This window comes from Moorena sp. SIO4G3 (genome assembly GCF_010692305.1).
Taxonomy (GTDB): domain Bacteria; phylum Cyanobacteriota; class Cyanobacteriia; order Cyanobacteriales; family Coleofasciculaceae; genus Moorena; species Moorena producens_A.
Map to the genome: position 1 here is coordinate 1 of NZ_JAAHIG010000154.1, position 19,378 is coordinate 19,378.

17 protein-coding genes are annotated in these 19,378 nt (G+C 41.5%); 4 read left to right on the top strand and 13 right to left on the bottom strand.

Translation table 11 applies throughout. From position 1 onward, the window contains the following. Nucleotides 1–138 precede the first annotated feature (138 nt). A complete protein-coding gene (locus F6J99_RS24015; protein ID WP_293115996.1) occupies nucleotides 139–438 on the bottom strand; it encodes a type II toxin-antitoxin system RelE/ParE family toxin in 300 nt (99 codons plus the stop codon). Then, the gene (locus F6J99_RS24020; RefSeq protein WP_293115998.1) at nucleotides 419–712 is read right to left on the bottom strand and encodes a type II toxin-antitoxin system Phd/YefM family antitoxin; all 294 of its coding nucleotides are present in this window, start codon (nucleotides 710–712) and stop codon (nucleotides 419–421) included. Before F6J99_RS24020 ends, F6J99_RS24015 begins: the two co-directional genes overlap by 20 nt. A gap of 92 nt (nucleotides 713–804) precedes the next feature. On the opposite strand from F6J99_RS24020, the gene F6J99_RS24025 reads away from it, so the two are divergent. Then, nucleotides 805–1,011, top strand: coding sequence for a hypothetical protein (locus F6J99_RS24025; RefSeq protein WP_293116000.1), 207 nt, complete (start codon nucleotides 805–807; stop codon nucleotides 1,009–1,011). Nucleotides 1,012–1,922: 911 nt separating this feature from the next. Here the strand turns inward: F6J99_RS24025 and F6J99_RS24030 are convergent. From F6J99_RS24030 to F6J99_RS24040, 3 genes are all read right to left on the bottom strand, one after another. Next, a complete protein-coding gene (locus F6J99_RS24030; RefSeq protein ID WP_293116002.1) occupies nucleotides 1,923–2,705 on the bottom strand; it encodes a hypothetical protein in 783 nt (260 codons plus the stop codon). Between the two features lie 107 nt (nucleotides 2,706–2,812). Continuing rightward, the gene (locus F6J99_RS24035) at nucleotides 2,813–3,073 is read right to left on the bottom strand and encodes a Txe/YoeB family addiction module toxin (protein WP_293116004.1); all 261 of its coding nucleotides are present in this window, start codon (nucleotides 3,071–3,073) and stop codon (nucleotides 2,813–2,815) included. Then, nucleotides 3,070–3,324, bottom strand: coding sequence for a type II toxin-antitoxin system Phd/YefM family antitoxin (locus tag F6J99_RS24040; protein WP_293116006.1), 255 nt, complete (start codon nucleotides 3,322–3,324; stop codon nucleotides 3,070–3,072). The genes F6J99_RS24035 and F6J99_RS24040 overlap by 4 nt, the downstream gene beginning before the upstream one ends. A gap of 267 nt (nucleotides 3,325–3,591) precedes the next feature. On the opposite strand from F6J99_RS24040, the gene F6J99_RS24045 reads away from it, so the two are divergent. Next, nucleotides 3,592–3,750 (top strand): hypothetical protein, encoded by a 159-nt coding sequence (locus F6J99_RS24045; RefSeq protein ID WP_293116008.1) that lies wholly within the window; start codon nucleotides 3,592–3,594, stop codon nucleotides 3,748–3,750. Nucleotides 3,751–4,047: 297 nt separating this feature from the next. Here the strand turns inward: F6J99_RS24045 and F6J99_RS24050 are convergent, their stop codons facing one another. From F6J99_RS24050 to F6J99_RS24060, 3 genes are all read right to left on the bottom strand, one after another. After that, nucleotides 4,048–4,260 (bottom strand): type II toxin-antitoxin system HicA family toxin, encoded by a 213-nt coding sequence (locus F6J99_RS24050; RefSeq protein WP_293116010.1) that lies wholly within the window; start codon nucleotides 4,258–4,260, stop codon nucleotides 4,048–4,050. 6 nt (nucleotides 4,261–4,266) lie between these two features. Beyond that, on the bottom strand, nucleotides 4,267–4,464 hold the full coding sequence (locus F6J99_RS24055) for a type II toxin-antitoxin system HicB family antitoxin (protein ID WP_287255937.1): 198 nt from the start codon (nucleotides 4,462–4,464) through the stop codon (nucleotides 4,267–4,269). 787 nt (nucleotides 4,465–5,251) lie between these two features. Further along, the gene (locus F6J99_RS24060) at nucleotides 5,252–5,386 is read right to left on the bottom strand and encodes a hypothetical protein (protein ID WP_293116012.1); all 135 of its coding nucleotides are present in this window, start codon (nucleotides 5,384–5,386) and stop codon (nucleotides 5,252–5,254) included. Nucleotides 5,387–5,437: 51 nt separating this feature from the next. On the opposite strand from F6J99_RS24060, the gene F6J99_RS24065 reads away from it, so the two are divergent. Both F6J99_RS24065 and F6J99_RS24070 read left to right on the top strand, forming a co-directional pair. Continuing rightward, a complete protein-coding gene (locus tag F6J99_RS24065; RefSeq protein WP_008189736.1) occupies nucleotides 5,438–5,632 on the top strand; it encodes a type II toxin-antitoxin system HicA family toxin in 195 nt (64 codons plus the stop codon). After that, a complete protein-coding gene (locus F6J99_RS24070; RefSeq protein ID WP_008189734.1) occupies nucleotides 5,629–5,844 on the top strand; it encodes a type II toxin-antitoxin system HicB family antitoxin in 216 nt (71 codons plus the stop codon). Before F6J99_RS24065 ends, F6J99_RS24070 begins: the two co-directional genes overlap by 4 nt. A 340-nt stretch (nucleotides 5,845–6,184) precedes the next feature. Here F6J99_RS24070 and F6J99_RS24075 read toward each other — a convergent pair whose 3' ends face one another. The 5 genes from F6J99_RS24075 to F6J99_RS24095 all read right to left on the bottom strand — a co-directional run bounded on the left by F6J99_RS24075 (nucleotide 6,185) and on the right by F6J99_RS24095 (nucleotide 19,146). Beyond that, entirely contained in the window at nucleotides 6,185–6,574 is a 390-nt protein-coding gene (locus tag F6J99_RS24075) for a hypothetical protein (RefSeq protein WP_293116015.1), read from the bottom strand. A gap of 42 nt (nucleotides 6,575–6,616) precedes the next feature. Further along, nucleotides 6,617–6,955 (bottom strand): hypothetical protein, encoded by a 339-nt coding sequence (locus tag F6J99_RS24080; protein WP_293116017.1) that lies wholly within the window; start codon nucleotides 6,953–6,955, stop codon nucleotides 6,617–6,619. Between the two features lie 545 nt (nucleotides 6,956–7,500). Then, a complete protein-coding gene (locus F6J99_RS24085) occupies nucleotides 7,501–9,279 on the bottom strand; it encodes a hypothetical protein (RefSeq protein WP_293116019.1) in 1,779 nt (592 codons plus the stop codon). Nucleotides 9,280–9,316: 37 nt separating this feature from the next. Then, entirely contained in the window at nucleotides 9,317–9,670 is a 354-nt protein-coding gene (locus F6J99_RS24090) for a hypothetical protein (protein ID WP_293116021.1), read from the bottom strand. A gap of 149 nt (nucleotides 9,671–9,819) precedes the next feature. Next, nucleotides 9,820–19,146 carry a hemopexin repeat-containing protein gene (locus tag F6J99_RS24095; protein WP_293116023.1) on the bottom strand — a complete coding sequence of 3,109 codons (9,327 nt, stop codon included), beginning with the start codon at nucleotides 19,144–19,146 and terminating at the stop codon, nucleotides 9,820–9,822. Nucleotides 19,147–19,378: the final 232 nt, after the last annotated feature.

Consider the following 19,378-nt stretch of genomic DNA (forward strand, 5'->3'; position numbering starts at 1 on the left):
AGAAGGGATGCTGCGTGGTGCACCAGCCCCATCCTCCAGAAATTTATGAGTTAATTGAGGTGAGGGACTCTAAAGTTCAAGCTCACTGGCGGCAGATATCTTTCGGTTACGAACTAAGCGATCGCCACCTTTAATCGATTAAAATGGTTTCCGTTCTTGCGCTCCATGCTTGACATGCAGGATTTGAACGATCTGACCATCTATACGAAACAATACCCGATAATTGCCAACTATCAGGTTTCTAATTTCATAGTCATAGAAGCTGCTTTCAAAAGCTAACGGACAACGTGCAGGGTAATCTTTCAATGTCTGTATTTTGTCATGGAGCACAAAATACCAACCTGCGGCATTATCAGGGGAATCTTCAGCGATATATAGATAAATATCCTCTATTTCTTGTCCAGCTTCCGGCGCAATGTCAATCCTGTATTGCTTCACGCTTTAATCCATGCTTTTGCTCAAATTTTTCAAAGAAGTCATCGGCGGGAATTCCCTTGCCTTCATCATGGGCTCTTGCTGCTGTTGCTATTTTCTTAAGTGTTTCTAATAAATCAACCATTTCTTCATAGGCTTTTGCATCCTGAATAACTATTTCAGCTTTGCCGTTTACCGTCAATATCTCAGGCTTTCCCGTGGCTTTTAATCGCTTGATGTGTTCAGCAGGTTTACGGCTAAAGTCGGAAACCGGATATATAGCATCCATCGTAAACATGATATGCCTCAACTGAAAATTTACTGATAATTTTCAGTTTATCAGCTTTTTGCGGAATTGGCAAGCTCGCTGGCACTGAGGGTAGGGTAATTTTGCAGAAGATCAGCTTCACTGCTGCTAATTTGGCTATCCATTCATTGGGAGACATTCCCCATTGGAGATGTTGGTTTTCCTTCCTCAACCCAACCAACAAGAGCGATCGCACTTTGGCATTTCCTCAACCAACCGGACAAGTCGCGATCGCATGGAGCAATATATGTTATCCGCAACCGTTGGATAAGCGTACGCACTTGGTATAACGCGATCGCATGGAGCAATATATGTTATCCACAACCGTTGGATAAGCGTACGCTACATCACCACCTCAATTCAATTGTAGGTTGGGTTGACGCTGTTGAAACCCCACAAAATCAGACCGCTACACCAATTAAATTGTAGGTTCTATTTTGTTAGGCTCTTAACTCCAAAACCCGCCCAGAGTTCAAACTCACCGAAAGCGGCGGGAAGCCCATTCCTTAAGGGATAGGAGGGATAGCCGCCCGCCGCTTTGCTGCTACGCACCATGCTACGCAAAGGTTATTTGTTATTTGTTTTTTGACAAACAACTAACAACCAACAACTTGCTAACACTCTCATCCCCCGTGCTGTCTTCCGGGGGATGAGTTAACGGCTAATACAGCACTTTGCTCTGCTATGCGGTACAGTGTTGATCCCCCTCGCATCCCCCTTAGATCCCCCTCCCGTCCCCCTTTGTATCCCCCTCCCGTCCCCCTTTGTATCCCCCTCCCGTCCCCCTTTGAAAGGGGGAAGCCAGAGGATGCTACGCTTGGACTTCCACAGGAGTTGCTAGAGGATGCTACGCTTTGGGTTCTACGGGGACTTTTGGAAGAGTGTACTTCATTACAGCGCAAAGCGCTGTAGCTCAAGTCCACTCAAGTGGACTAAAACCCTCGTTCAGTCGTCTTTAGACGACTTTAGCTGTGAGCCAGGAGTTTTAACTCCTGCTGGATTGTCAGGCTTGGTGCAAGATCTGAGAATAACCCAACCTACAAAAGCGATCGCTCTATTTCCTCCATCGTACCAGCATGTTTTTGGTTAAATTCACCTATTTCTCGATTAACCTCATTTTTCGCAACTTTATCCTCTGTAGTAGAGCTATCGGTGCTATCAGGATTTTCGGCGGATTTAGAAAATTCAAATAGCTTTTCTCTTAGGGCATAGGCATCACGAACGAACTAATTTGCTCTGGTGGAAGTTGTTTCGCGTCTGCTATTTTTTTATTGATATCCTTAATCTCAGCATCCAGTTCATCTTTGGTCATATTAAACAAATGACCACCAATCGGAAAACCGGCTTCGCTTACCGCTAAGGCATCATAATGCTGGCTATAAGAGTCTTTGAAGTTATTGAGTAAGGTTTGATAATCAGCGCCAGAGGCATTGGTATCTGAGTCATCTTTAGTTCCACTATCGGCAGAATCCCTGTCACCCTTGGTATTGGTTAAATGATCCATTAAGGCATAGGTATCCTTGAGCATTTTTTGGGTATTGTCTGAAGGGACTTTTACCGCTTTCTCCATCGCCTGAGCGAGTTGATCAACTTGTTGATTGACCTCACTCTCGGTCATGGTAAATGGATTTTTTAATTGATCGAAACCTTTTACAGCCTCTAATTTTTTAAACATATCCCCCGTAGAGTCTTTGAAAGATGCCATTTCCGACATGGAGATGGGCTGACCACTTGACCTTTTGTCTCTCAGACCTTGCGCCTGCTTTAAAAAAGAGGCAGCATCATCTTTGGACAGGTTAGAAGCACCGGCAAGGGCTTCACTCAATTTCTCAATCTCCGCCTCGGTGGTCATACCGGTGATCGGATTTATTTTTCCTGGAGATTGGGAGTTGGAAGCATCTGTTGAGGCTTTCTTTGCCTTTTTCGATTTCTTTGCCTCTTTTTTATTCTTGCGGATTTTTTTTGTTTTAGTTGAGAGTGACATATATAGTATTTTCCTTGTTTATTATTATTTTATCTGGTGAGCGTGGAGGATTGTTCTGTTTATCTGCTCGATCGCACTCACCTCAAAATGCACGCACTGTTAATCATTTATTTTTGATAGTGGAATCGACAAGAAATTATTGTTAATTCCTCTTCAGATATTTCATAAACTAAACGATGCTCAGAATTAATCCGCCTTGACCAATATCCTGATAAATTTGCCTTTAGAGGTTCTGGTTTACCAATACCGTCAAATGGATTTCTTATTAGGTCTCTAACTAGTAAATTAACTCTTTTTAATAGCCTTTTATCATTCTCTTGTAACCAAATATAGTCAGACCAGGATGCTTCGGTAAAAGTGATTTTCATTCATCAATTAATTCCTTAACTGATTTTTTTCCTGATTTAGCTTGTTCAATTGACTCTAATAGATGTTCCGCATTGGCAGGGTTGGATAATAAATATAGTGTTTCTCGCCAAGAGTTAAATTCATCTAAAGACATTAAAACAGCTTGTTTTCCTTGATCATTACATAAAATAGTTGGTTCTACGTCAAGAATGACCCGATCAATTAGTTCATCTAATTGGTGTTTGGCTTGATTACTCGTAATTGCTTTCATTTTTAGCTAGTCAGAGTTGTCTACACGATAAAGGTAACAGAAATTTACAGATTGTTTTGCTCAACCAAAGCTACGGGAACATGATGAGTCCGATTTTGTTATGGTAACTTACACTATAAGATAAAATCTAAGGGTAACAAGGGTGAAAATAAAGGATTTTGGGTGGTGCGTTCCCCATAATCCATCGGTGAAGCAGCAGAGGTGGCTTCACCGAACGCACCCTACAAGAGCGATCGCACTATAAGATAAAATCTAAGGGTAACAAGGGTGAAAATAAAGGATTTTGGGTGGTGCGTTCCCCATAATCCATCGGTGAAGCAGCAGAGGTGGCTTCACCGAACGCACCCTACAAGAGCGATCGCACTGCTCCCTGCTCCCTGCTCCCTGCTCCCTAAAAACCAGAAATTTGTACCTCACAAGTCGTAGAATTGCTATATTATTTAATATGATGAGCGTGAGGGATTGTCCTGTTTATCGGCTCGATAGTTTTCCTTCTCGGTTAGTTTGGTGCGTTATTAACACATCCTACAAGAGCGATGCTGATTATGGGTATGGTTTTGCCCCCCTAGCCCCCCAAGTTTGGGGGGAACAAGACTTTCAAAGTCCCCCAAACTTGGGGGACCCACGGGGGCTTGACCAAAACCAGATGATTGCACATTCATTCCTTGATTCAGCAACGCCCCTACAAGAGCGATCGCACTACGGCATGGGAAAGTACGCAATCTACAAATCATCAGGCTTCAGCCCAGTTCTCTTTGCAATACGAGCTAGCATTCGAGGGCCAATTTCTTCTCCTTCATGGAAAGCGAATACAAAATTCGGCCAACCATCACGAGATAGAATACGATGGGAGCTTGACTGCCGTTTTACTATCCAGCCAATTTTGAGCAGTGCCGCTAAAACCCTTTTGGCTTTGGTGCTTCGACCCTGGCTCATGCTGCATTAAAGGTAACACAAACCCAAGTCAGACTGAGCTTCACCGCTTTCAAGACGTTCTGCAATCACCCGCAGTGCCAGAGCTTGTACTTTAGTCAATGCTTCCTCTAGGGTTTGACCATATAACATCACCCCAGATAGTTCTGGAATCTCTGCGAGCCAACGTCCATCCTCTTCTTGCTCAACTTCAATCTTAAAGATCATGACTGGTGCTACTAATGAACTACAATCATCGTAACAATTACAGGCAGCGTACACACTATAGTCGATTATTTTTATCGGATAGATCGCTTACGCAAAATTGGTAATAGTTACGGTTCACAGCAGAAACCCTACCTGGGTTTCCTAGGTCAACCCAGTCTACGAGGCGATTGGCCGTAGGCCACGCGGGGCGCGTTCGCACGCTTTGGATCAATATATGTTATCCGCAACATAGGATAAACGATCGCTACATCACCACCTCAATTCAATCGTAGGTTGGGTTGACGTGATAGAACCCAACAACATCAGACCGCCACACCAATTAAATTGTAGGTTCTATTTTGTTAGGGAGAAAACCCGGCTCTTGGGTCGAAGACGTTGTGTTGAGGGGAATTATGTTGGGTAACATTCAACAACCCAACCTACAAAGCGCGATGCTCCAAAAGAGCCGCTAAAAGCGATCGCACTAAAAATAGTATATAATAGCAAACTGTAGCAAATTGTCAAGCCCGAACAAATTAATACTCTCGATCTTGAGGAGATGAATCATGAATCATTCGAGTTCTGAACTAACACGTGCGCTTACTGATTTGCGTGACGATCTATTATTATAATTTGAAAAAATTACCGACGAACAGATTCCACAATTATTACAAATCCTTCGTTTATTTCGTCAAAACCAAATGACGAACCAAGAATCTGTAGATACTTTTAAAAAATAAAACCTGAAATCCGATTAATTAGTTAGAATAGGTTGATTATCTAACAATCTAAACTAGATATAGCAATTCTACGACTTGTGAGGTACAAATTTCTGGTTTTTAGGGAGCAGGGAGCAGGGAGCAGGGAGCAGGGAAGACAGAAGAGGGAAGACAGAAGAGGGAAGACAGAAGAGAGAAGAGGTAAAAACTAATGTGTACCTCATGAGTCCTAGAAACGCTATAGAATCCGATTAAACTTATGAAAAACTGTTTGAATGAAAGTTAAAGAGGTACTTAAGCGATTAAAAAAAGATGGATGGTATCAAGTAAGAATGCGGGGAAGTCATAGAATTTTAGCTCATCCTCAAAAGCCAGGTATTGTAGTAGTTCCAGGTAAGCTAAGTGATGATATACCCATCGGAACATTAGGTGCAATTTGGAAACAAGCACAGTTAGGAGATGAACGATGAAAAAATATGCAGTAATTTATGAAAAAGGCGATACCAACTGGGGGGCAATTGTGCCAGATTTACCCGGTTGTGTTAGTATTGGTGACACTTTGGAAGAAGTCCAAGAAAATGTTAAAGAGGCGATCGCACTTTACCTTGAAGTTTTGGTAGAAAAAGGAGAAAAAATCCCTCAACCTCAAACCCAAGTCGGTTTTGTAGAAATAGCCGCTTAATCCTTAGTTTATCAAATTGCTACAAGCTCTATTGGGTGGGATGGTGCGTTCGGTGATAGTCGGTCAATAAATGTCTTGATAGATCTTGTGTAATCGAACCCACCCTACTTGAGTGACGCCCGCTCTATCTCCTCCATCGTGCCAGCATGTTTTTGGTTAAATTCACCTATTTCTCGATTAACCTCATTTTTCGCAACTTGATCCTCTGGTGAATTTTTATCCTTCACCGCAAGATCTATCGTCTCTTCCGCTTTTGTGCTCTCTTCTTTATCCTCTGTAGTAGAGCTATCGGTACTAGCAGTATTTTCAGCGGATTTAGAAACTTCAAATAGCTTTTCTCTTAGGGCATAGGCATCACGAACGAACTAATTTGCTCTGGTGGAAGTTTTCTCGCGTCTGCTATTTTTTTATTGATATCCTTAATCTCAGCATCCAGTTCATCTTTGGTCATCTTAAACAAATGACCACCAATCGGAAAACCTGCTTCACTTGACCCTAAGGCATCATAATGCTGGCTTAAAGATTCTTTGAAGTTATTGAGTAAGGTTTGATAATCAGCGCCAGAGGCATTGGTATCTGAGTCATCTTTAGTCTCACCATCGGCAGAATCCCTGTCACCCTTGGTATTGGTTAAATGATCCATTAAGGCATAGGAATCTTTGAGCATTTTTTTGGTATTGTCTGAAGGGACTTTTACCGCTTTCTCCTTCGCCTGAGCGAGTTGATCCACTTGTTCATTGACCTCACTCTCGGTCAGGGGAAATGGATTTTTTTATTGAGCGAAACCTTTTTCATCCTCCCATTTCTTTAACATATCGCCGGTAGAGTCATTAAAAGAGGTCATCTCCGACATTGAAATGGGCTGGCCACTTGGCATTTTGTCTCTCAGACCTTGCGCTTGCTTTAAAAAAGAGGCAGCATCATCGTAGGAGAGGTTAGAAGCACCTGCAAGTGCCTCACTCAATGTCTTTCTCTCCGCCTCGGTGGTCATACCCGTGATTGGATTGATTTTTCCAAGGGATTGGGAGTTAGAAGAATCATTAGATGTTTTTGATTCCGCTTTCGCTTTCCTAGCCTCTTTTTTATTCTTGCGGATTTTTTTTCCTTTCATTTAGAGTGACATATATAGTTCTTTCCTTTTTTTTGAGGATGTAATATGATGAGCAGGAGAGATGGTTCGGTGAATAGGCTCGATCGCCTGCCTTATCTATTTTGTATGTGCGTTATTAACACACCCGACCAAAGCGGCGAACGCACTTAACCAAATCATCAAGATAGAATGTAGGGTGTGTTTGCGACAGCGTAACGCACCGAGATTATACCGAAGTTAAGGATGGTGCGTTCCCCATAAATCTATCTTGAAATCATAATTGTAGAAATGAACGCACCCTACAAGAGCGATCGCACTTAACCAAATCCTCAAGATTGAATGTAGGGTGTTTTAGCGACAGCGTAACGCACCGACTTGACAATTGATACCATTTTGCTTAAATCGTGAGGGAATTGCTCTATATAATTCTCTGATCTAATTATCCATTCTTTTTTAAAAATGTTTGACGGTGATGCGTGACTGCGAATTGTTATTTTTCTTTTTTGTGACCGAATTGGTCGCCGCCTAGCGCACCCTACAAGAGTTTGATACAAAAAAATTCATATTTACCCTAATATAGATTCCAATTCTTGTTTTAATTTGTTTCTTCCTTCTAGGGTTCTACCGTTATACTTTCCCTTAGGGGCTGCATACCTACTCATTGCCACATCACCAACTATATTTTGTAATGCTCCGAAAACCTCTTTTCTAAATTCCTCTTGCCTTTTTTTATATTCCTCATCATTATGATCATTCTCCCGAGACTCGTCTCCACGTTTTCGGAGCATGGTTTTCCATTCCGCCTTCTTAACATTATCGGGAAGGGTAAAACGCACTAAGTACATTAATCTCTCTACAATTTTTTCCGTGGTATTATTATCATCTTCATTTTGTGAAATCTTTTTACCAATGGAATGAAATAAACTGCCCACACCTCCAGTTAGACCAATGCTTTCTGCTAATGCTCCTATAATTGTAGTAACCTTTCCTCCACCTGTTGCTGCTCCAAGAATAAATGCAGTGATTTGCAAAGTACTCATGGTTGTTAATGCTGCAGCCCCGTACCATTTTTGATTCAAACGGTTATAAACACTATCTAATTCTTCTCCTAATTTGTACTTACCTTGGGTAATCTCATCTTCTACCCGGCCGTGACTGTTTCTTATTTTATAATAATCTTTGTAGGCGAGATTTCCTGTTATTTTGCCCCTTATTTGATAGTTTTGATACAGGTTAGCAGCATTATTGAATCCTACTGTTGTCATACTAATAGCATCTGCCACAGCATAGGGTATAGCCTTTCCTGCACTTCCTGCAGCAACGGCTGCATAACTACCCAATTTTTGAGAATCTATTGTGAAAAACTTACCATAATAGGTTGCAGCTTTGACAATTGCAACTACGCTTTGACGCATACCTTTTGACTCAGTTTGTGAGAAAGCTCCCTCTTCCTTATTCTGCACTATTTTGGTAATCCTATACAGCCCTCTCAAACTTGCTAAAGCTGATAAGCCTGCTTCAGTTGTTGCTAAACCGTCCACCATTCGGCTATAACTTCTTGCGGAATCCGTACCCTCTGAACTAGAACTATCTCCTGAATTCCAATCTATGTTGAACAGTTCCGGTAATCGAAATGCACCTATCCAAGATGTCGTTTGACTGGGTTCAAGATTGTCAACCAATAAGTTTCCAATTTCCGATATATTTCCTATGATATGATCATTAATAAACTTAAGGACTGCATTAGTGTCCCCCTCTTCAAATTTTGCATCAGATTCGAATAAATCCAGAACTCTTAAGTTAGATTCTTCTCTGGCAATATTCATCAGTTCCAAAATAGTAGTTAATTGGGTAATTTGCTGGTTTTTATTACCTTTTAACGGTTTTTTTTGTAACTTATTTGAATCTATATCATAATAATCTATCTTCTCTAATCGCTCGTCATCATCTGGAGCATTCCTTCTTATTTCAAATCTATTATCATTTTCCGGAGCTTTTCTTAACTCGTCTAGTTTTTGTCTTAACTTTTCTACTCTTTTGTCGATATATACTGTGGTATGTATGGAAAACTTGACTTTTTCTATGTCTTCCATATTCTCAATTGTTTTGTCATTATTCTCAAGAAAACTTTTAGATCTCTGAAAATCTTCATCAGTCATACCATATAGCTCCGAATTTCTCCGGGAGTTTTCGCTCCCATCTTGACCTCCCTCTGTCTCTGCACTATTAATAGATGTTGTTGATATAACTTGGTTTGGAAATATAGCCTCCCGGTCAAAGGTCTCATCTTTCGCTACATTCACTCTTTGTGTTTTTTGACGGTCATGTTGTTTAGTTTTAGGCATTTATTTCTCGGTTTTTAATTAATAATTATTGTTTTTTCTAAAGCATAAAATCAGCGACAGCATTTATCCACTGAATTCCCATTTCACTCCGTTTTTTTTCTATTTCCAATAACCGACCCTTGTCTAATGCTTCTTCTAAGCTCAAGCCCCCTGAGTCCAATTCTCCCTTTTTCAGACGGTTAACCAGTTGATCATTTGCTATTATTTTAGCTTCAATTTCTATTGTTATAGTTTCTAGCTCTTTTTTGGCTGTTTTTATTTTTATTTCTATCCCATGGTAATAATCTGCATTTTGGGTTTGGGCAATGAGTTCTCCTCTTGAAGGCACAGAATCCTCTAAATACTGGTTGTCACTTATTCCTTTATTAGGATTGTTTTTTTTATCTATCATGATATTTCACTTTCAATTGTTTTAACTATTTATTTTAGATATATCGATTTAGATCCCTTGATATCAAATTTTTATCCAAAATGGTATGTTTTTTCTAAAAGATCTCTAAACTAATATACCTAATTTTTTTGAGTCTTAGCTGAATAGCACTAAACAACCGCCTTATACATCACCACCAACCCCAAATTACTCAAACTCTTCTTATCACCTTTCGCTTTAAAGTTCCAACTCGCACCCGAGCTTCGGATCATCAACCCATTCGCCTCATTAAACTTGCCATGCTTCAGGGTAAGGTCACTATCATCATTCATAATTAAACTCACCTGCCCTTCCCCTTGCATTTCATAATGAGGCACCAACCCAGTAATTTTACTACCCGATATATTGGGCAACATCTCCCGCTTGACCATAATGTCAAGTTCTTCAGTTTCCCCACTAATAAACGCCTGCCATTCTTGAGGAAATGTTTCCGCCATATTGATATAAACAGCAGTTGGATAGGGCTTCAACATCCCCTTCACCGCACTGGCTACTGCGTTACCACCATTAAGGGCTGTGTACTTCAACTTGATAGTCACGTTATTCAGTTCGTTCAAATTGTAGCTGCCACGCTTACCGCTTAACTCTAATCGCCAGGTTGATACCGCACCCGTTCCTTCAAAGGGAAGAAAACGTTCATCGTCCAATCGCAGTTCAAATAAACCGTTAGGTTCGTCGTACTCCCCAATATCACCCAGAGCAATTTGCTGAGTGGTGCGCCAATCGCTGCGGATTGACATAGGCTCCTTACCTTTGGGATTCAGTAAGTATTTCACTGCTTTCACGTCCGGTTCCATCACGGTTTTATGACGGAGTTGAGTTAAGGTGGCATTAACGGTTTTTCCTTCACCCGCATCGATTTCAATGGCAATGGTTTTTACTTGTCGGTTATAGTGCCCTTGGAAGTCGTAATCGAATAAAGCTTCCGAGAGGTTGAACTCACAAGTGCCTTTGGTTTTCAATTGAATAAAGGCCATGGGGTCTAGCTCCGCCAAGGAAATATGTTTCCCGATTTCTAAAGAACGGCTATTGGTATCAATATAAGCCTTCTCCATGCGGTCTAGGTCATGGCCTAGGGAATCACCACTGAGTAAACCTTTCCGCAAGCTGTCCCAATACATTCCGCCAATGAATGAGACCTCACTCTCTTTAAGACCGCGCTCGAATTGATAGGCTTTCTCGGCTGATTTAGCCATATCATGGGCGAGCTTATAGGTTTGGAAATACAAACCTGAGAGCTTGCTGGTCATCCATTGATACAACTGTTCGTTGGAGAACTTGCTGGTCATAAAGCGTTTCATTGATTCATTTTGTTTAATCTCCTTTTCCGTTGACTGTATCTCAAGCCTTGCGACATTGATTTGGAATTTTGCTCCTTCGATTTGGGCTTCCAGTTGCTTGATTTCACTTTCCGACATGGCTTTTTGTAGTATCCAATCCTCCTTACTTCGTTCATATTGGGCATAGATACCTGCTATTTCTCCTTTGTTGCTTAAATATTCGGTCATTGATGATATAGCCCCTGAATACGTACTTAAAGAGCTACTTACTTGGCTTCCGCCCATCGTCGCCTCTGAGGCGAATGGTGGACCTATTGCAATATCAGGTGCCAACGCAGCAAATGCAGCTACTGTTTGCGTTCCATAATTTATTAAATCCAGCAACATGGCTTCTTCAATATTGGATATTTGAACCCTTTCTTTGGCTATCAATTCTTTAGCAATCAAATTGTTGTAATGCTCAAGTTGCCCCTCAGCACTTTTCTGGTTTTCTTCCAGGGATTTCAAGTTTTCTAGGGCTTCATTTAATTGTGCTTCCTTAATCCGGCTCGTAACTTCGAGAATTTCCTTTTCATGGCGATTTTGTAACAAGCTCAGCGCTTCGCTATCTTTCTTTTCGATCGCACTTAATAAATCCCCACCGAATTGATTGAGTTTACCTACCAACTCTCGCGCTTTATTCAGCATAAAGTTGAAGCGATAATGAGGTACAGCAACAGACAATCCTGCGATCGCGCCACCGATGCCACCGCCACCAGCTACCGCCCGTACTAAAGCCATCGGGTCAATGGGTGGTTGGAACAAGGGCAAGGGTTGCTTAATCCCCATGATATTTAGGCTATGGCGAATTTTATACAGCCGGTCTTCAATCCGGTCCCAGTAGTCAATTAAATTTTGATTTTCGGGTATATAGAAGTAGGGTTGAGTGACCGAGCTATGAATATTAGCTGCGAAGGTTAGACTCTTTTCATCTCGGTTATCCCCACTCACATCAAACAAAAAGTCATATTGACTGCTATCTTGCTCTGCGCCTAAATCATGAATGCCTTCAATAGCATTGTTGCCATCACGGCCAAAGGGTTTTGAGTCAGACAATAATCTGGTGCCGGTATTTTCTGGTTTTTGTCCGAGGAGATCGTAAGCTAAGATATAGTGCATCCGGGCTTCGTTGATACTCTCCCTGGTGTACTGACGGAACAGTTGATCCCCCCAGTCGATCAGATTATCGATATAAGCCATCACTGTGGTGCGTCGATAGGCAATCCGTCGGAGTCGGGCAATGGCATGAGGGTCGAAGGGGTCTTTCAGGTAGGCTTGGATTTGCGGCATACTGCTCGTGCGATCGGGAACCATAAATCCATACCTGATCGGAAGTCGGATGACCATCTCCAAGGTTTCGGCTAAAGCTTTGGCATTGGGGTTATCTTGGTCTAGCTGATCGACAGTAGCTTTGAGAGTGGTAAATTCATTGCGATTGGGCAAGTTTTCCAAGTTCGTCCTTTCTGTACTGGAAAGCTCCCGTTGACCTTCAAACTCCTCCTCATAGGGTTGAAGCAAGCCAATGACTGCAGTTGCATCCTGCTTTAATGCCGTAGCATAAGACTTGATCCGAGTAATCAAAGCCTCAATATCCACTGACAAGAACGGCAAGAACTTCCAATATTCAACTTCATCGGTCGGGTCAAATATGAACTCAAACCATTTCTTCGCTTCTTCAAACTTCTGTTGAGTATTCAGAGATTGAGCAATCAGCAAAGGCGCGTGGAAGAAGAGTTCCCAATAATGTAGACCATTAGCACCCCGAAACTCCAAGTGGGAATGCAAAGGAAGGGTTTCGACCTTTTCTTGGTTAACGAGAATAATAGTATCACCCTTTTCGTCTTCATCAATTTTTTTGTCTTTGTCTACCTTTTTAAACATCGGGAGTTCATCGATTTCCTGATTCCTCAGGCTAAATAGGTCATCAATGCCATGGGCAAACAATTTTTGACTCAACTTACTTCCCGTCATCGAGGACAAACGAATGATGTCATACAAGGCATTTTCCTTAGTGACAAATTCCTTCACACTCACATAGTCATTTCCTGATACTAGGTAGGCATGACTATCATGTTGAAAGGCAGCGTCGAACTTATCGAATCCCTGAGGCCATACCCAGTTACCTTTGATAGGGGTGATTTGTTTTTTGGCTTTGGATTCGGGATCGAAAATTGCGTATTGACTCTGGGAGAACAGATAAACCTTATCATCCAATTTCAATACCGCTCGAACAGGCCCCTGCCATTTAGGTAACCCTTCCGTATTAGTACTCAACAATTTAGGATATCCCCGTTCGACATAGAACTCATTTGAATCGAATTGAGTACCTTCTGGATAACGATAATACTGGTCTCCTGAAAAGAGGTATGTTTTTCCTCCGTGAGTAAAAGCCGCATCAACCACCCCCGTCTCTTGGATGTTATTTTTAATTTCTTTAACCTTTCCCCAGGTGGAGTTAATCTCTGTTAGTTGCGTCGGTTTACCTGCTAACTGTTTGATTTCATCATCAGAAAGGGCGCGATCGTAGATTCTGACTTCGTCTATCTTTCCGTTAAAATAACGATCGCTGGCCCAACGTCCAATTTTTACTATTCCTTCTCCTTGAAATGGCTGATGCCCTGTCATACTAGCATCATAGATGCCATTGATAAATATTGTCTGTTGCTGTTTGGTTATATCATATCTCCATGTCAGGCAATACCATTGACCGCTCTCAATTTCTGTCTGTCCCCAGGTATCATTATTAAAAAATCCCATATAGGGTTTTTTATTACGAATAATCAAATGAAGACCTTTGTTTGTTTCCTTCAAATCGGTCCCCAATATTGGTTGGTCGCCTTCCGACGGAAAAGAACTTACACAAACCCAAGCACTAACCGTAAAACTATGATTTTTTAACTTCAGAGAAGGTGCGGTAGGTAATTCTATGTAGTCATTTATTCCATCAAACTGATACGCACTCCTCCCATTGCCAAAGCGATCGCTGGTCAGTGTTGCCCCATGCACTATTCCGCGATGTGCGTTGCTGGTTTCATTATTGGCATTACCATTAAATGAATAGTGGGCAACCAATCCTGTTAGGGCGAATTCATCTGGTAAATTTTTATCTGAAAAAATAAAGTATTTAGTGGCTTTAAAGAAATACGTTTTGTGATCAACAGCAGAGGTAAACCCAGCAGTAATACCATGTTCATCGGGAATACCTTCCTCCAATCCTTGTGAAATAGGTTTTGGATATCCTGAATCTGGTTGAGCTAAACTGGCACCGCTATATCTGATATACTGGTCACCGCTAATCAAATAGAGCTGATTATCTTTGGTGAAAGCATAGTCTATTTTGGAAACGGTTGACCATAATTCTGATAGCTGTTTCTTGACCTTCAAATTATCAGAACTGGTGTATTGGTTACCACTGATAAAATAGGATTTCCCCTTAAAGTGAAAAGCCGCATCGATACTATCCCAGCCTGTCATTTCCCTAGTTTGTTTGGGATAGCCATGATCGACCAAGCCATCATACCCATGGGAATAACGCACATACTGGTCTTCTCGGAATAAATAGGTTTTCCCCTCAATCACGTAGGCGGCATCAATCCGGTTATCTTGTTGGATTTTGTTAATAACCTTACCCCAGTCATCTTTCGTGGCTTTGACAGATGAAATACTCAAATCTTCTTCCGGTGACTGAGGAACAGCAGTTGTCGTATATCCGCCTTCCTTTGAAAATGCGTACAACTGATTATTAGCGACAAAGGCGGCGTTCATAGTAAATTTATATGCCTCCGGTGTCCTAACGTGTCCCTTCTCATAAGTATCCGTTGCACCGGAAGCTGGTTTACACAGGAAGCTTGCCCCTTTGTAATAGAAGCAGGCCCAGGTGAGTGAGTTTTTGTTTTCTGGAACATGCAACAGCACAGGGGGTTCCAGTTTATTGACATCTTCCTTGGGAAATACATCTTTAAAGGTTTTAATACCAGAACGGTTAACACCAGCAGTATCCGACTCACTCTTCGTATTTTCCACTAATCGGGTTTCGGGATAGAAATTAAAACGGCTAACCTCTTTTCTTCGATAAGTAATTTGGAATGTCGCATTGCGTTTTTCTTGCTGAGTAAGTTCTTGCAAGTTTTTCATACGCATTGCACCATCATCATTAAAGTACAATACGTCTTTGATAAAATAGAACGTCAAACTAAAAAAGCTAAAAGACGAGGGTTTGGCGAAGGTGTAACCGTCACCATTTAAGCCTTTAAAGATTGTAAAGCTAGAATCTACATTAGAAAACTTATCCTCGGCTTTTTGGTGAAGCTTTATGCCACCTCCCTGGTGCATGAGATAGAAATCCTGCAAGTCTTTTGCATTGGGCTTGATAGAAATAAGAACCTTGCTCTTTGGATCCAAGGTAGAATCAACTATTTGAAACTGGTTTTCTGCTGCTTCAAATTCATCTCCAGGAAGAATCCGTTTCACGTAGGAATAATAGTTATCGGCTTTTTTATCTTTTTCATAGTTGACCATATGAAGCCTTTCCGTGTTGGTTGCCTTAAGATAGACTTTACTGTTTTCTGAATCCTCAGACGCTTTTTTAATCGCTTGAATTACTTCGTCCTTTTCCGCCCACCAATCATACTTCAATTTCGGTTTAATCGGTTTTTCGGTCACATAGTGACAGTTTACTTGAATACTATCCAGATTGACCTGCTTATCCCTTTCTGAACCACTAAAATCTATAAAATAGTCAGTAATGGTGTGATTGGATGTGATTTGATGATTTAGTTTCTGGGCAGGAACCCAAGTTTTGTTCAAATCATAATAGGAGTAATAAATCTGTAAAACCGATTCGGTGACAGCGTTCGACTCAACCGTAGTGTTGCTAGTTTTGTCGTTGTTTTCTGTACGGATATCGACCCCCGTATCAGAACCTAGACTGGTTTTCTGTTCGATTTTAGCCCAGAAAACATAAACCCGATTCAGGGTATATACGGGGTAAAGCCGCTCGGAATTAATTTGAATATTTACCTCTTCCCAGGGTTGCCAATTAACTGAGTCTGTTTCTCCATTGATAAAGGTAGCACTGCGATAATAATAGCGTCTGGGCTCACTGATGGTATGACCAAACAGAACTATGTTTTTATCAGCAGAATTTTCGGGATGATCATACACATAGCCCCCAGCTACCTTGAGCTGCGACAGCTCGGTATATTGGTCAATAAACCGATTAAAGGCTTGGGTGACATTGGCGTCATTCAGTTCCCCTTGCAGCAGTTCTTGCTCTAAGGCTTTAAATTCTGGGGTTTTGGTATCTCTCAGTTCCGCTCGAATATAGTTTTCTGGATACAAGAAGACTTTACGGTTGGCTTCCCAAACCCGATAGTTCTTCATCCATTCCCATCGTTTCAGCAAGTCTTGACGGCGCTTACCCTGAGGATTTGTTAGCTCCGCTTCTTCCAAATTAATAAAGTAACGATGCATAAACAGTTGAACGGCTGCGATCGCTTCCTTGATCTTGGAAGTGGAGGCTTCGCTGCCCATTTCCACATCAATTAATAATGTCTGATAAAGTTCGCGAGCATTACTTACCTTGTCATCTTGATGAATGGCATAAGGTAAGAGGGCATCACGCTTGAGCAGATTCAACTTATCCCGGATTTCGTTGTGTAGCAACTCGACCCCTTTAGCACCACAGTGGGTTGTGGTCAGCAGTTTAGTTAACTCCTCTTTGGCTGCGTCAATATCTTTATGACTGGGATACGTCTTACTGCTAAAGAGTTTAACCAGTAGTTGTGAATAAAGCGTCTTAGGCTCTGTTGAAATCTTATGAGCAACCTGGAAGAAATCGAATATCCGTAGGATAAGCTCAATAGTAAACCGATTCTCAAATTGATTATGCTTTTGGATAAAGCCATTATTTTTCTTTAGCCACTTGAGCTGATTGATATCCCAATCAAATAGCTCTGCTAAATCAAAATAGGGCAATTTGGTGTAGCCTTGTTTCGGATGAAGGATATCGGTCAAGGTGGAATCACCACTAGCATAGGTATCGTTCAGCTGTTTAAACTCGGTGATTACTTTAATATCGGAGATCAGGTAATCAGCCCAGTCTCCCCATCGCAGCTTAAACTGATCAGGCCCCATAATCTTAGGACACTCATGGCTGTTATTGATGAACCGAACATATTCCTCACCCTTAACAAAGTAGCTATGACCTTCAAACTGGAATGCCCCATCAATACCACTTTCAAAGCGATCAGGCAGATTACCCCAGTTATTTTTAATCGATTTAGGATAACCTGGGTCAACATATTTCTGTAATGGGCTACCATAGCGGATATATTGATTGCCTTTAAAGACCAGTAAACCGCCTTCCGGGTCAATTATGGCAGCATCGATTGATGTACCGGATGGCACAAAATTGTTTTTTGTTTGTAACCAGGTATCTGTTACCTTAAGTTGAGTGTTGCTATCCTTAACCCAAACATGTCTATCCTTAATCAGATGAACTTTCCCATCTTTGGATTTGAGTGCAGCATCGATGCCATCAACTAACTCAACCGGAACAGAATTAGGTAATATCGGCTCATCCAGTAAGCCCGAGGCAATGGTTTTGGGATAGCCGCTATCCATGTATTCGTATTCGTCACCAGAATAGCGGATAAAACGGTTACCGGAGAACAAGTAGGTATAGCTCTTCTTGTCTGATGAATCTTGATATGCTACTGCAGCATCAATTTTCCCATTGGCTAAAAAGGGTTGTTCACCGCAAGCCAGTTTAGTCAGGTCGTAATTAGCCGCCAGTTCCATGGAGGCAACAAACAAGGTGGTATCGATCACGAGATACACATTCCGTTGATTGATCACCACTGCTGCTAGCTTAGCTGGCTTTTCGGCTATCTTCTCTTCAAATTCATCCGGTAGATGGTTAAAGCTGGCTTCTTTCCGTAAATTGATCGCGATAGATTTGGGGTAACCTTGATCAATCTGTCGATAGTCATCGCTGGAATAACGGACGTATTGGTCACCTGAGAATAGATACGTTATCCCTTTAGAATCAACAACCGCAGCATCTACTTTTTCGGTTAAAACATTCTTAACCAGCCCCCAATGATATCGTGTTCTGTGGATCTTAGGCTCTGGATTAGTTGAACCAGGGGTAATGGTTAAGAAACACTCAGGGTTGAAACAATGAATAGCACCGGTTTTATCAACGAATACAGTGGTTAACTCTTCAATGACGTGATTATCACAAGCAATACCCTTCCACAACTGCTCTAGGGACTTAGGATAAGACCAATAATCGTTTTGGGGATTGTATTCTAGGAATACACCATCATGGATCAAGATCAGATTGTCACCATCAACATATAAAGCATCAACCTGGTCAAAACCCGCTTCTTGATGTTCCTGGGGAATTTTCCAAAAACTCTGGTCGGCCTGCATCGGGTTTTCGGTATCAGGTTTTGTGTAGTCGTTGGATGAGTAACAAACATATCGAAACTCGCCATCTTCGTTAGGGGGTTCTAGTAGATAGGTCTTACCATCGAGAACATAAGCATGAGCGACACGAGTTAACCCACCCCAATGATCTTTGATCATTTCGGGTAGCTCCGAAGCTATCTTACCCACAGGTTGATCATCTTCATAGATAAAAAACTGATCCTCAGAAAACAAATAAGTTTTACCATCCCGGCCCACGAGTCCAGCATCAAGCTGTCCAGATTCATAAATGCGGTTTGCTACACGACCCCATTCTTCTTTTATATCCCTCGTTTCATCCAGCAATCGGTTGTAAACTTGCTTCTCTTTGAATAGATAGGTATTACCATCGGTGCCTTTGAGTACAGCGTCTATACCGGATTTGAAATCCTTACTGAATTTAGTAAACCATTCGGGTTTTTTGTTAAGTCGGTCCCACTTTACGCCTTCTAAGCTAGTACTATGTTCCCAACCTCTGTTTTGGCTCTTAATGTAAACCGAGCCATCTTCAATAAACGCACATTGAATTACATAAGTCAGATTTGTGTAGTCATTGTAAGTTTCTGATTTGCTATTTGAAATTACGCGAAGCTGCTGATCAGCAAAAAGATAAACATTACGCTGATCGGCAAAAGCGGCAGTCAATTTTTCGACAAAGGCGAGACTGTCTTTATCTTCCTTTAGCTGTTTAAAGGGAGGCTGATCGGCTAAAGCATCTTTGATTGACTTAGGATAACCAGAGTCAACATGATCGTATTTGGGATTATTATCGTCTTTGTCATGTGTGTATCGGAAGAATTGTTGACCGGAAAATAGATAGGTATGAATTGCGCTTTGCTTTTGAGTCTCAGGTTTACCGGTGATGGAATTTTTAACT